General features: G+C 67.2%; 16 protein-coding genes. 12 read left to right on the top strand and 4 right to left on the bottom strand.

The annotated features are described in order from the left end of the window. The 6 genes from AC6RA4_RS07125 to AC6RA4_RS07100 all read left to right on the top strand — a co-directional run. Nucleotides 1–557, top strand: a 557-nt coding sequence (locus AC6RA4_RS07125; RefSeq protein ID WP_500158814.1) for an alpha/beta hydrolase-fold protein, incomplete at its 5' end; no start/stop codon positions are given. A gap of 28 nt (nt 558–585) precedes the next feature. Continuing rightward, on the top strand, nt 586–969 hold the full coding sequence (locus AC6RA4_RS07120) for a c-type cytochrome (protein WP_500158812.1): 384 nt from the start codon (nt 586–588) through the stop codon (nt 967–969). Nucleotides 970–1,126: 157 nt separating this feature from the next. Beyond that, the gene (locus tag AC6RA4_RS07115) at nt 1,127–2,929 is read left to right on the top strand and encodes a methanol/ethanol family PQQ-dependent dehydrogenase (RefSeq protein WP_500158810.1); all 1,803 of its coding nucleotides are present in this window, start codon (nt 1,127–1,129) and stop codon (nt 2,927–2,929) included. Between the two features lie 78 nt (nt 2,930–3,007). Next, nucleotides 3,008–3,541, top strand: coding sequence for a c-type cytochrome, methanol metabolism-related (locus tag AC6RA4_RS07110; RefSeq protein WP_500158807.1), 534 nt, complete (start codon nt 3,008–3,010; stop codon nt 3,539–3,541). Further along, nucleotides 3,522–4,373 carry a substrate-binding domain-containing protein gene (locus AC6RA4_RS07105; protein WP_500158805.1) on the top strand — a complete coding sequence of 284 codons (852 nt, stop codon included), beginning with the start codon at nt 3,522–3,524 and terminating at the stop codon, nt 4,371–4,373. The genes AC6RA4_RS07110 and AC6RA4_RS07105 overlap by 20 nt, the downstream gene beginning before the upstream one ends. Next, nucleotides 4,370–4,909 carry a PQQ-dependent catabolism-associated CXXCW motif protein gene (locus AC6RA4_RS07100; protein ID WP_500158803.1) on the top strand — a complete coding sequence of 180 codons (540 nt, stop codon included), beginning with the start codon at nt 4,370–4,372 and terminating at the stop codon, nt 4,907–4,909. The genes AC6RA4_RS07105 and AC6RA4_RS07100 overlap by 4 nt, the downstream gene beginning before the upstream one ends. 223 nt (nt 4,910–5,132) lie before the next feature. On the opposite strand, the gene AC6RA4_RS07095 is transcribed toward AC6RA4_RS07100, so the two are convergent. From AC6RA4_RS07095 to AC6RA4_RS07080, 4 genes are read right to left on the bottom strand one after another with little or no spacing between them, the layout of a single operon-like run. Beyond that, on the bottom strand, nt 5,133–5,942 hold the full coding sequence (locus AC6RA4_RS07095; protein ID WP_500158801.1) for a quinoprotein dehydrogenase-associated SoxYZ-like carrier: 810 nt from the start codon (nt 5,940–5,942) through the stop codon (nt 5,133–5,135). Beyond that, nucleotides 5,939–6,880, bottom strand: coding sequence for a YncE family protein (locus tag AC6RA4_RS07090; RefSeq protein ID WP_500158799.1), 942 nt, complete (start codon nt 6,878–6,880; stop codon nt 5,939–5,941). The genes AC6RA4_RS07095 and AC6RA4_RS07090 overlap by 4 nt, the downstream gene beginning before the upstream one ends. Then, nucleotides 6,864–7,415, bottom strand: a complete 552-nt coding sequence (locus AC6RA4_RS07085; RefSeq protein ID WP_500158797.1) for an SRPBCC family protein — start codon at nt 7,413–7,415, stop codon at nt 6,864–6,866. The genes AC6RA4_RS07090 and AC6RA4_RS07085 overlap by 17 nt, the downstream gene beginning before the upstream one ends. Further along, nucleotides 7,412–7,903: a DUF3280 domain-containing protein gene (locus tag AC6RA4_RS07080; protein WP_500158795.1), complete on the bottom strand. Its 492-nt coding sequence runs from the start codon at nt 7,901–7,903 to the stop codon at nt 7,412–7,414. The genes AC6RA4_RS07085 and AC6RA4_RS07080 overlap by 4 nt, the downstream gene beginning before the upstream one ends. Before the next feature lie 164 nt (nt 7,904–8,067). Between AC6RA4_RS07080 and AC6RA4_RS07075 the strand changes: the two genes are divergently transcribed. The 6 genes from AC6RA4_RS07075 (at nt 8,068) to AC6RA4_RS07050 (ending at nt 12,735) form a co-directional block, all read left to right on the top strand. Next, on the top strand, nt 8,068–9,255 hold the full coding sequence (locus tag AC6RA4_RS07075; RefSeq protein WP_500158793.1) for an ABC transporter substrate-binding protein: 1,188 nt from the start codon (nt 8,068–8,070) through the stop codon (nt 9,253–9,255). Between the two features lie 8 nt (nt 9,256–9,263). Beyond that, nucleotides 9,264–10,235, top strand: a complete 972-nt coding sequence (locus tag AC6RA4_RS07070) for a YVTN family beta-propeller repeat protein (RefSeq protein ID WP_500158792.1) — start codon at nt 9,264–9,266, stop codon at nt 10,233–10,235. Between the two features lie 92 nt (nt 10,236–10,327). Continuing rightward, nucleotides 10,328–10,594, top strand: a complete 267-nt coding sequence (locus AC6RA4_RS07065; RefSeq protein WP_500158790.1) for a PepSY domain-containing protein — start codon at nt 10,328–10,330, stop codon at nt 10,592–10,594. Between the two features lie 65 nt (nt 10,595–10,659). Further along, complete coding sequence (locus AC6RA4_RS07060) at nt 10,660–11,625, top strand: ABC transporter substrate-binding protein (protein ID WP_500158788.1); 966 nt, start codon at nt 10,660–10,662, stop codon at nt 11,623–11,625. After that, a complete protein-coding gene (locus AC6RA4_RS07055; protein ID WP_500158786.1) occupies nt 11,622–12,293 on the top strand; it encodes an ABC transporter ATP-binding protein in 672 nt (223 codons plus the stop codon). Before AC6RA4_RS07060 ends, AC6RA4_RS07055 begins: the two co-directional genes overlap by 4 nt. Nucleotides 12,294–12,306: 13 nt before the next feature. Beyond that, nucleotides 12,307–12,735: a cupredoxin domain-containing protein gene (locus AC6RA4_RS07050; RefSeq protein ID WP_500158784.1), complete on the top strand. Its 429-nt coding sequence runs from the start codon at nt 12,307–12,309 to the stop codon at nt 12,733–12,735. The last annotated feature ends 108 nt before the right edge of the window (nt 12,736–12,843 follow it).

The raw sequence follows: 12,843 nt of genomic DNA, 5'->3' as shown, positions 1-12,843 counted from the left end.
ATGACGAGGCCTATGACCTCGGCCAGGGCGCCGGGTTCTACGTCAACGCCAAGCGCGACCCGTGGAAGCCGCATTTCCAGATGTATGACTACATCACCAAGGATCTGCGCGGCATCGTCGAGGGGCTCGACGGCATCGGCGCCAAGCACGGCATCACCGGCCACTCGATGGGCGGGCACGGGGCGCTGACCATCGCGATGCGCAACCCGTCGATGTTCGACAGCCTGTCGGCCTTTGCGCCGATCGCGCATCCGACCCAGTCGGACTGGGGGCGCAAGCAGCTCTCGGCCTATCTCGGCGACGATGAAGGCTGCTGGGCGGGTCACGATTCCACGCTGCTGCTGGAGGAGCACGGCTGGAAGGGCGACCTGCTGGTGGATCAGGGGGCGAGCGACCAGTTCCTCGACCTGCTGAAGCCCGAGGCGCTGGCCGCGGCCATCGCCAAGCGCCGCCAACCCGCCACCTTCCGGATGCAGGAAGGTTATGATCATTCGTATTTCTTCGTGAACACGTTCGCGGGGGACCACGTCGCATGGCATGCCGCGCGACTGAAGTAACTGACCCTGGAAAGGGAGGAGGACCAACATGATCCAGAAACTGCTCGCCACGGCGTGCCTGCTGAGCCTTATGGCCGGGATTGCCTCGGCCGAAGGCGACGCTGAGAAAGGCGAAAAGGTCTTTCGCAAGTGCCGCGCCTGCCATGCAGTGGGAGAGGGCGCCGAGAACAAGGTCGGCCCCGAGCTGAACGGCATCGTCGGTCGTGACATCGCGTCGGTCGAGGGCTTCGGCTATTCCGACGCGCTGACCGAGCTTGCCGCCGAGAAGGGCGCCTGGACCGCAGAGGAACTCGCGGCCTTCCTCGAGAAGCCGCGCGATTACGCCAAGGGCACCAAGATGTCGTTTGCCGGCCTGCGCAAGGAAGACGAGCGCGCCGACGTCATCGCCTACCTGGCGACGTTCACCGAGTAAGGGAGACACTCAAGACCAGACACACGAGATTCCGGTGAGGGCGGGAGGAAGAGGAGCCCGATCCGGAGGATGACCCGAGCCGGTCGCACTCGAAGCCGATGGCTGGCCGCGTTCGGGACAACAGGCGGAAACGCCGACATACCCAAGGGAGAAGGAAATGAAGAGACTGACGTTGCTGACGTCGGGCGTGGCGCTTTTTGCCGCATCGATGGCATCCGCCAACGACGACCTGATGACCCAGATGGACAACCCCTCGCAATGGGCGATCCAGACGGGCGACTACGCGAACCAGCGCTACTCCGAACTCGACAAGATCAACAAGGACAACGTGGCCGACCTGCAGGTGGCCTGGACCTTCTCGACCGGGGTGCTGCGCGGCCATGAGGGCTCGCCGCTCGTGGTCGGCGACACTATGTTCGTGCACACGCCGTTCCCGAACATCGTCTACGCGCTCGACCTCAACGAGGACGGCAAGATCAAGTGGCGCTACGAGCCCAAGCAGGATCCGAACGTGATCCCGGTGATGTGCTGCGACACGGTGAACCGTGGCGTCGCCTATGCCGACGGCAAGATCTTCCTGCACCAGGCCGACACCAAGGTGGTCGCGCTCAACGCCGACACCGGCGAGGTGATGTGGGAAGCCACCAATGGCGACCCGTCCAAGGGCGAGACCAACACCGCCACCGTGCTGCCGGTGAAGGACAAGGTCATCGTCGGCATCTCGGGCGGCGAATTTGGTGTCCGCGGGTCGGTGACCGCCTACAACATGGAAACCGGCGAGCAGGAATGGCGCGCCTATTCCATGGGTCCGGATGAAGACATCCTGATGGATCCCGAGAACACCACCCATCTCGGCCAGCCGGTCGGCGCGGACTCGGGCACCAATACCTGGGAAGGCGATCAGTGGATGATCGGCGGCGGCACCACCTGGGGCTGGTATTCCTACGATCCCGAGGCCGATCTCGTCTACTACGGCACCGGCAACCCCTCGACCTGGAACCCGGCGCAGCGCCCGGGCGACAACCGCTGGTCGATGACCATCATGGCGCGTGACCCCGATGACGGCATGGCCAAGTGGGTCTACCAGATGACCCCGCATGACGAGTGGGATTACGACGGCATCAACGAGATGATCCTCACGGATCAGGAGATGGATGGCGAGATGCGCCAGCTTCTCACCCATTTCGACCGCAACGGCCTCGCCTACACCATGGACCGCGTTTCGGGTGAGCTGCTCGTCGCCGAGAAGTACGACCCGGCGGTGAACTGGACCACCGGCGTCGACATGGACCCGGCCTCGGAAACCTACGGCCGTCCGGCGGTGGTGGCCGAGTACTCCACCGAGCAGAACGGCGAAGACGTGAACTCGACCGGCATCTGCCCGGCAGCGCTTGGCTCCAAGGACCAGCAGCCGGCGTCGTTCTCGCCCAAGACCGGCCTGTTCTACGTGCCGACCAACCACGTCTGCATGGATTACGAGCCGTTCCGCGTGAGCTACACCGCCGGTCAGCCCTATGTGGGTGCGACGCTGGCGATGTACCCGGCGCCCGACAGCCATGGCGGCATGGGCAACTTCATCGCTTGGGACAACATCGCGGGCGAGATCAAGTGGTCGATCCCCGAGCAGTTCTCGGTCTGGTCGGGTGCGCTTGCCACCGCGGGTGACGTGGTGTTCTACGGCACGCTCGAGGGCTATCTCAAGGCCGTGGACTCCGAGACCGGCGACGAGCTCTACCGCTTCAAGACCCCCTCGGGCATCATCGGCAACGTGATGACCTACGAGCATGACGGCAAGCAATATGTCGGCATCCTCTCGGGCGTCGGCGGCTGGGCCGGCATCGGCCTCGCGGCAGGTCTCACCAACCCCAATGACGGTCTTGGCGCCGTGGGCGGCTATGCCGCGCTCAGCGACTACACCGCGCTTGGTGGCCAGCTGACGGTCTTCGCCCTTCCCGACTGATCCGCAGCCATCAACGGACCGGGGGGTTTTTCCTTCCCGCCGGTCCCCACTTTCCAGAGTTCCCAGGACCTACAGCCCATGACCCGACCCTTTACGCTTCTTCTTGCCGCGGCCGCCTGCGCCATGTCGGCAAGCGCCCTGTCCGCCGCGGACGCGGTCTCGATGGACGACCCGAACATCGCGGTGGATTACGAGGAAGACGGGCGCTACTTCACCGAAGACGGCGTGCCCACCTTCAACGTGTCCGAGGACGGCGCGGTGGACTGGCCGACCTTCTCGGGCTTCCGCCGCTACCACGCCGAGTGCCATGTCTGCCACGGCCCCGACGGCGAGGGATCAACCTATGCGCCGGCGCTGAAGAACTCGGCGCTCGAGATGGATTACTACGATTTCGTCGACGTGGTGACCAACGGCCGCCAGAAGGTCGGCGCGGCGGAGAATTCGGTGATGCCCGCCTTCGGCACCAACCCGAACGTGATGTGCTATCTCGACGACATCTACACCTACCTCAAGGCGCATGGCTCCGGCGCCATCGGGCGCGGTCGCCCGGCCAAGAAGGATGCCAAGAGCGAGGTCTTCTCCGAGATGGAAAATGCTTGCATGGGTTCGTAACCGGCGCGGCCTCCTGGCGGTCGCGCTGTCGGTCCTGATGGCCTCCCATGCAGGGCCGGGGGAGGCGCAAACCTCGGATCTTGTCTCCCGGACGTCGTTCAGGGTTTGCGCCGATCCGGCCAACGATCCGATGTCGATGGAAGACGGCTCGGGCTACGAGAACGCGCTGGCCGAGCTCATCGCCTCGGAGCTGGAGTTGCCGGTGCGCTACGAGTGGTACCCGATGGCCACCGGCTTCATCCGCAACACGCTCAAGGCCGGCAAGTGCGACGTGGTGATGGGCTATGCCCAGGGCCACGAGCTGGTGCTCAACACCAACCACTACATGGTCTCGACCTACGTGCTGGTGGTGCCCGAGGAGAGCGAACTTGCGGAGGTGACGCAGCTCTCGGATCCGCGGCTGAAGGGCCGGGTGCTGGGCGTGGTGGCGGGCTCGCCGCCCGCGAACCACATGGCGCGCTACGGGCTGATCGGCAAGGCAAAGCCCTACCAGCTGGTGGTCGACCGGCGCTACGACAGCCCGGCGGTCAACATGCTGAACGATCTCGACGCCGGCGCGATCGAGGGTGCGGTGATCTGGGGGCCGATCGGCGGCCCGCTGGTCAAGCGCGACCATCCGGGGCTGAAGGTGATCCCGCTCTTGAACGAGGCGGAGTTTCCCAAGCTCTTCTACCGCATCACAATGGGGGTGCGGCAGGGCGAGAAGGTCTGGCAGCGCAAGCTCAACTCGCTGATCCGCCGCCATCAGGGCGAGATCGACGCCATCCTCGCCGAGGCCGGCGTGCCGCTGGTCACCGACATGGGTGACGGTCTGCGCGAGGTCGGGCAGTGATCCGGGCGCTGGCGGCAGTGGTTGGGCTGCTGCCGGCGCTCGCGATTGCCCAGGTGGCCGAGCCCGAGGGCTACCGGATGGACGGCTATCGCGGCCAGGTGCCGGCGACGCTGGCGGGCGCCACGGTGGTGGGGCCCGAGGAGGCGCATGCGCTCTGGGAGGGCGGCGAGGTCGCCTTCATCGACGTGCTGCCGCAGGCGCCGAAGCCCGCGAACCTGCCCGAGGGCACGATCTGGCGCGACAAGCCGCGCGACAGCATCCCCGGCGCGACCTGGCTGCCCAATGTGGGCTACGGCGCCATCGCCGAGGTGACCGACCGCTACTTTCGCGAGGGCCTTGCCAGCGCCACAGGCGACGATCCATTGCATCCGGTCCTGCTGTTCTGCCTCGAGGAATGCTGGATGAGTTGGAACGCGGCGAAGCGCGCGCTCGAATACGGTTACAAGACGGTCTACTGGCTGCCGGAGGGCACTGACGGCTGGAGTTTCTTCGATTACCCGCTCGAACGCGTCACCCCGCATCCCGGCCAGCCCTGAGCGCGCCGCTCCTCCGCCCTTGCGGGCGTCCTCGCTAGACTTGTGCCCTTGCCAGACCTCATCGTGGCGGCCTGGTTCGGCCTGCCTCCGGCGGGAGTATTTTTGACGAAGAGAAGCCAGGGGCGGTCTTCTTTGGTTCAAAAATACCTCGGGGGTGAATTGGCCGAAGGCCAAGAGGGGGCTGGCCCCCTCATTTCTCGACGCGCTTGCGCGGCGAAACCCCTCAGAACCCTGCGAGTTCCGTTTCCGCCGTGGTGACGGTGCCGCTTGTGTCGGTCATCGTGACCCCCACGCGGCGGGTCTCGCCCGGCACCGAGAGGCTGACCTGTGGGTTCTCGGATAGCGAGATGCTGCCGGTCATGTCGACATAGCCGCCGCTTTCGGTCTCGATCTCCTGCGTCTCGACATAGCGCTTGGGGATGAAGAGCAGGGTGATCTGGTCCATCTGCATGCCCGAATGCGAGGGGTGCGAGATATCCACGTCGAGCCGGCGCAGGCGCTCGGAGAGCGCGGAGAGGCGGTCGGCGGCGGGGCCCTCGCCGACCGAGAGCACCATGTCGCCGAGTGTGGCGAGCGCCGCCTCGGGATCGGTGCCCGGAGGCGCGGCGCAGGCGCCCTGGCCGGAGGTCTTGACGAAGGCTTCCGCCACGAAGAGCCGGCCGTCGGTCATCTCGGCCACCACGTGCAGCGGCGTCGGCCCGTTGATGCGCAGCGTGGTGTCGAAGAAGAAGCGCGGCTGGGGCTGGCGCAGCTCGAAGAGGGCCGAGACCGGCATCGGGTTCTCGTCGAGCACCACAGCGACCTTGCCGATCTGCCCGCCATCGGGCGCGGCCACCTGCGCGGCGATGCGGGTGCGGGCGTCGTTGTCGGTGCGGTAGGGGGCGTCGAGCGCGATCACACCGTCGCCCGGAAGCATGGGGCGGTCGCCGTAGAGCTGGGCGCGGATGCTCTCCCAGGCCTCGCCCGCGGAGAGCGGCAGCGCCGCGAGGCTCAGCGCGGCGGCGACCAGGAGGCGGGGCAGGGGGGCTGTCATGGCAGGTCTCCGTCGAAGAGGAAGGCGCCGAAGGCGCGCGGGCCGTCGGCGGTGTCGAGCAGCGCCACCGTCTCGAGGCTCTCCGCGTCGATGACGCTCAGCGTGTTGTCGAACCAGTTGGCGACCGCGATGTGGCCGTCGGCGGTGGCGGCGATGCCCTCGGGGTATTCGCCGGTGTCGAGCGTGGCCACGGGCGAGAGGTCCGCGAGCGCGATGACCGAGAGCGTGTTCTCGTACTGGTTGGTGACGAAGGCGCGGCCGGCGGCGAAGGCCACGCCGTAGGGGCGCTCGCCGACCGGGACCGTGGCCAGCACCTCCCCGGCTTGCGGGTCGATCACGCTCAGGTCGTTGCTGCCGACATTGCCGACGAAGAGCCGGCCATCGGGCGCGAAGCCGAGGCCGAAGGGGCGGGTGCCCACCGGCACACTGCGCAGCAGCGTCAGCGTCGCCGTGTCGTAGAGGCTGATGCGGTCGGCATCGCGCTCGGCCGCGGCGAGCAGCCTTCCATCCGGCGAGAGCGCAAGCCCCGCGGGGGCGGCGCCGGCGGGAAGCTCGGCCTCGACCTCCAGCGTGGTGCCGTCGAGGGTCCAGAGCCGGGCGTTGTACCAGTCGGAGACGAAGAGCCGGTCGTGGCGGGCATCATAGGCGGTGCCGATCGGGCCGCCGTCGAGCACCACGGAGGCGGTGACCTTGCCAGTCAGTGCATACCGGCGCACCGTCTTGCTGTCAGGCGAGATGGCGAACACCGCACCCCCGCCCACCGCCACGCCGGCCGGTTTCCCGGGGACGGACCAGCGGGCGCGCTCGGTGCCGGTGTCGAGGTCGAGCACGCTGACCGCGTTGCCGTTCTGGCAGGTGACGAAGGCGATCTCCCCCGCCGCGGGCAGCGCGGCGAGGGTGAGGCTCAGCCCGAGGGCGAGATTACGAAGACGGCTCACCGAACCGCTCGACCAGCGCCTTCAGCCCGGCTTCGTAGACGCCGGTCACCGCCGCGATGGCGGCCTCGTCGCTGAGCTCGGGGGGCGGATCGTTGTTGGGGTAGCCGCGGTAGAAGGCACCGCGCCATTCCACCACCGAGCCGCCGCCGTCGCGCGGCATCACGGTGAGATGCGACGAGTAGTTGGTCACCGGCAACACCTCGACCGCCACTTCGGTGATGCGGTAGCTGTAGCTCATCTTCTCGTCGGAATACTTGTAGAGCACCTCGTCGATCCTGGGGCCGTCTGCGCCCTGATCGGAGAGATGGAGCACGCGGGTGGCGTCGATCTCGTTGCCGCCCTCGCCGCTCTGCGAGACCACCGCCGGGTGCCATGTCAGATCCTGGAAATAGCCGATCGCGGCCCAGACCTCGGCGGGCTCGGCGGCGACCTCGGTCGTCACCGTGACCTTCTGGCGGGTCGGCCCGTGGGCCATCGCCGCTGCGGGGATCATGGCAAGCGCCACGCCCGCTGCAAGCAGGGTTCGTCTGTTCATCCTTCCTCCTCCTTGAAGAATGCGGTTTTCAGTATGTAGTTCATGCCCCGCCGCCAGCTGTCATCGGTGTTCGACCGGATGTCGACCACGCGGCCCTTCACCGTCTCGCCCGTGGATGCGTCGCGCATCTGCAGGTTCATCGACAGGATCAGGTTCGAGACCTTCTGGACCTCGCCGACCAGCGCATAGTCGGCGCCCAGCTTAGCCGCCATGCGCGTGTCGCAGCCATAGCACTTGGCCGGGTTGACGATCCGGTCGCGCTCGTCTGCCACCGGCTCGAGATCCAGCAACTCGTAACCTCCCTCCGCAAAGCGCTCCGCCACCAGCTCCTCCAGCATGGTGATGCGCGAAAGCTCCGCCGGGTCCTGGCCCAGTTCGGCGGTCTGCAGCGAGGAATCCAGAAAGGTGATGCCGAAAAACGCGACCTTCTCGCCGGCCAAGGCCGGGCCGGAGAGCGCCAGAAGCAGCAGGAGCGCGGGTCTAAGCATCGGATCCTTCTTGGAAACCTCTTAGAAATTAAGAGTCGTATCTCATCGTGCCGTCGCTACCCTCGTTACCGCAACCGAACCAAAAGTATCGGTTTCGGGAAAAGCCTTTGACCGGCAGGGTTTGAGGCACGCCCGGCAGGAGGAGCCGGGCAAGGGAGGAGACAGTGCTGACATCGCTCGCCCCGCTCATCGCAGCGGTCTTTCTGGTCCTATCCGGCGGCATCGCGCAGGCGCTCGACATCCGCGCCGCGGTGCTGCGCGTCGATTATCCCGAGTTGCTGCCGATCTCGCGCTATGACCTGCGGCCCGATGACCTGGCCTTCGCCGGCGCAGCACTCGCCGACGAGGACAACGCCACCACCGGGCGCTTCCTTGGCCACACGTACGAGACGGTGAGCGTGGCCGCCGCGCCCGAGGCGGCTGAGGAGGCGCTCGCAGAGCTGCTCGCGGACGGCATCCGCTATCTGGTGATCGATGCCAAGGCGCCGGAGCTGCTGGCGCTGAGCGACCGTGCGGCGGAGGCCGGGGCGCTGGTCTTCAATGCCCGCGCGCCGGAGGTGGCGCTCCGCGGCGAGGACTGCCGGGCGAACCTGCTGCACATCGCGCCGTCGGTGGCGATGCAGGCCGACGCGGTGGCGCAGTTCGCGATCTGGAAGCAGTGGAAGCGCTGGCTGCTGGTCTCGGGCTCGAACCCCGAGGATCGCGCGCTGGCCGAGGCCTATCGCCGGGCGGCGCGCAAGTTCGGCGCCACCATCGTCGAGGAACGCGAGTTCGAGGATACCGGCGGCACGCGGCGTACCGATAGCGGCCACGTTCTGGTGCAGCGCCAGCTGCCGACCTTCATGCAGCGCACCGAGCCGCATGACGTGGTGATCGCCGCCGACGCCAGCGACTATTTCGCCGCCTACCTGCCCTATCACCTCTGGACGCCGCGCCCTGTCATGGGCAGCGCCGGGCTGCGCCCGGTCAGCATTCACGCCGCCCACGAGGCCTGGGGCGCGACGCAGTTCCAGAACCGCTTCGAAGAGCTGACGCAGCGCCACATCCAGGACGAGGATTACAACGCCTGGCTGGCGCTGCGGGTGCTGGGCGAGGCGGTGACGCGGACCTCCTCGGACGATCCGCAGACCCTCGAGGAGTACATCCTGTCGGACGCCTTCGAGTTGGCGGCCTTCAAGGGCCAGAAGGTCACCTTCCGGGCATGGAACGGCCAGCTGCGCCAGCCGATCCTGCTCTACGATGACCGCATCACCGTCAGCGTCAGCCCGCAGGAGGGCTTCCTGCACCAGCGCTCGCCGCTCGACACGCTGGGGCTCGACGAACCCGAATCCGCCTGCACCGCATTCCAGTGAGGACACCGATGAAACACCTGATGCTCTCCGCCGCGCTCTGCATGGCCGCCACCGGGGCGTTTGCCGGCGAGGCCTTCGTCTCGAACGAGCGCGGCAACACCATCACCGTGGTCGACACCGAAAGCTGGGAGGTGATCGAGGAGTTTTCGGGCGGCAATCGCCCGCGCGGCATCACCCTCTCGCCTGATGGCGCGCTGCTCTATGTCTGCGCCTCCGATGACGACACGGTGCGGGTGTTCGATACCGAGACCTATGAAGAGCTCTACACCCTGCCCTCGGGGCCGGACCCAGAGCTTTTCGTCATCCACCCGAGCGGCAGCCCGCTCTACATCGCCAACGAGGATGACAACCTCGTCACCGTGACCGACACGGAGGCGCATACGATCCTTGCCGAGGTTCCGGTGGGGGTCGAGCCCGAGGGCATGGCGATCTCGCCCGACAGCAAGTGGGTGGTCAACACGTCCGAGACCACCAACATGGCGCATTTCATCGACACCAGCGATTACCAGATCAAGCACAACATCCTCGTCGACCAGCGCCCGCGCTACGCCGAGTATCTCTCCGACGGCTCGCGGCTCTTCGTAAGCTCGGAGATCGGCGGCACGGTGAGCGTTATCGACGTGGCCGAGGATGGCACGCCGACGCTCAAGCAGAAGATCGGCTTCGAGGTGCCCGGCGTGCTGCCGGAATGGCTGCAGCCGGTGGGGGTCAAGGCCAAGAGCGACGGCAGCCGGATCTTCGTGGCGCTGGGGCCGGCCAACCGCGTGGCTGTGATCGACGGCGAGAGCCTCGAGGTGGTCGATTACATCATGGTCGGCCAGCGGGTCTGGCAGATGGCCTTCACGCCGGGCGAGGAATACCTCGTCACCACCAACGGCAATTCCAACGACATCACGGTGATCGACGTCGCCAAGGAAAAGGCGATCAAATCGATCCAGGTGGGCCAGCAGCCCTGGGGCGTGGCGATCACGCCCGACTGAGTCGCGTGGCCTTGGCCTTTGGTCGTGTGGACAGGGGGCCTTCGCGCGCAGAGAGTTCAACGAGGGCCACGGCCCTGCACGGGAGGAAGACGATGACGACATTCGGGAAAATCGGCGCGCTTGCGCTGGCGCTTGGCCTCGCCGCACCGGCGCTTGCCGATGACCACGCGGTCCCGGAGGAGGCCAAGGAGAGGATCGCCGCGATGCTGACGGAGATGCGCTGCGAGGTCGATCCCGACGATATCGAGATGACCGACGAGGGCGGCTACGATCTCGACGACGTGATCTGCGAGGGCACCGGCCAGTTCGACATCGTCCTCGACGCAGATTTCAAGGAGGTGAGCCGCCGCGCCGAATAGCGCGCGCCGGCCGCGAGAGACATCGCCCTGTCCTGCATGCGGGGCCGGGCATCAGGGAGGAGCACATGAAGACATTTCTGACCGCGCTGGCGCTGGGATGCGTCACCGCCTTTGGCGCCATGGCACAGGAGCTGCCGGTGGTGCGCGCGGCGGTGCTCAAGATCGGCACCGTGAACTGGGAGCTGGCGACCATCGCCGAGCAGGGGCTCGACGAGAAGCACGGCTTCAGGCTCGAGGTCATGCCCTATGCCGACAACGGCGCCACCCGCATCGCGGTCGAGGGCGGCGAGGCCGACATGGCGGTGGCCGACTGGATCTGGGTGGCGCGGCAGCGCGCCGAGGGCAAGGATTACGTGGTCGTGCCCTATTCCCGCGCCGTCGGCGGGGTGGTGGTGCCCGAGGGGGCAGAGGCGCAAACGCTTCAGGATCTCGCGGGCGGCAAGATCGGTATCGCCGGCGGGCCGCTCGACAAGAGCTGGCTGATCCTGCGCGCCTATGCCCGGCAGGAATACGGGATGGATCTGAAGGCCGAGACCGAGCAGGTCTTCGGCGCGCCGCCGCTGATCTTCAAGTCGGGCCTTGGCGGCGATTATGCCGGGGCGATCAACTTCTGGCATTTCCTCGCCAAGATGAAGGCCGCCGGGATGCGCGAGCTGATCTCGGTCGAGACCGCCGCCAACGCGCTCGGGCTCGACCCGGACGTGCCGCTCTTGGGCTACTACTTCAAGGGCGACTATCTGGCGGACCATGACGGGCTGGCGCAGGCCTTCTACGAGGCCAGCCGCGAGGCCAAGGCGCTGCTGGCCGAAGACATGGCAGCCTGGGAGGCGATCCGCCCGCGGATGAACGCGCAAAGCGACGCGCAGTTCGAGCAGCTGCGCAGCGATTGGCTGGCCGGCGTGCCGGCGCGCGGCCCTGTGGATGGCGAGGCGGCAGGCAAGCTGCTGTCGCTGATGGCCGAGCTTGGCGGCGCCGAGCTGGTGGGCAAGGCCGAGAGCCTGCCCGAGGGCCTTTTCGCGGAGGTCGAATGACGCCGGACCTGCACAACGGCGCGGGCCGGCACATGCCGCCGCCGAAGGCGGTGCCGGCGGAGGCCGCGATCCGGGTCAACATCTTCTCGAAACGCTTCGGCGCGACCGAAGTGCTGCACGGCGTGCATTTCTCGGTGGCGCGCGGCGAGACGGTGGCGCTGGTCGGTCCCTCGGGCATCGGCAAGTCGACGGTGCTTCGCATCGTCGCCGGGCTTGATCGCGCCTTCGACGGCGAGGTGCAGCGCCCCGAGGCGGTGGCGATGGTGTTTCAGGAGCCGACGCTGCTGCCGTGGCGCAGCGCGCTGCAGAACCTGACGCTGGTGCATCCCGAGCTGAGCGACACCCGCGCCCGCGCGATGCTGGCGCGCGTGGGGCTCAAGGGCCGCGAGGAGGCGTTTCCGCGCAGCCTCTCGCTTGGCCAGCAGCGCCGGCTGGCGCTGGCCCGCGCCTTTGCCGGCGCGCCCGAGATGCTGATCATGGACGAGCCCTTCGTGTCGCTCGATCCCGAGCTGGCCGAGGCCATGCTCGGCCTCACCGAAGAGCTGATCGCCGAGCACCGCCCGGCGACGATATTCGTCACCCATGCCAGAGACGAGGCCGACCGCCTCGCCAGCCGGGTGCTCGAGCTGCGCGGCAGTCCCGCCACGCTCACCCCGCATCTGATCTGAAGGAGAGACCTTGATGAAATTCCCGCTGCTTGCCGCCGCGTTCTCGCTCTTTGCCCTGCCCGCTGCCGCCCATGATTTCGGCTTTGCCGGGGTGCTGTCGAACACCAACAAGGGCGAGATGCCCGGCATCCTGCTCTCGGTCGGCCAGCCGCTCACCGACGGGCCGATCGCGCTCGAGTCGGGGATGGTCTACGAGCTCGAGATCGAGGCCGATGGCTCTGGCGAGCTGGCGCTGGAGGGCCCGGGCTTTTTCCGGGCGATCTGGGTCAACGAGGTGGTGGTGAACGGGCTCGAGATCCGGCCCTTCGGGCTCGAGAGCGTCGAGTTCGACGAGGCCGGCACGATGGAGATCGAGTTTCTCGCCATCAAGCCGGGGCGCTATTTCCTGCGCATCCCGGGCAGCAAGGGCGAAAGCCAGCGGGTCGAGATTTCCATCCAGTAGCCTGTGCCGGAGGGGGATAGGGCGAACCGGGTCATAAGACACGCCCCGGCTTGACCCGGCACCCGCCTGTGGCTCATCTCTGGAAGGCACAGACCACCGGGCCGGCGC

The organism is Salipiger sp. (genome assembly GCF_059781815.1).
This window is presented reverse-complemented; position numbering and strand designations above follow the sequence as displayed.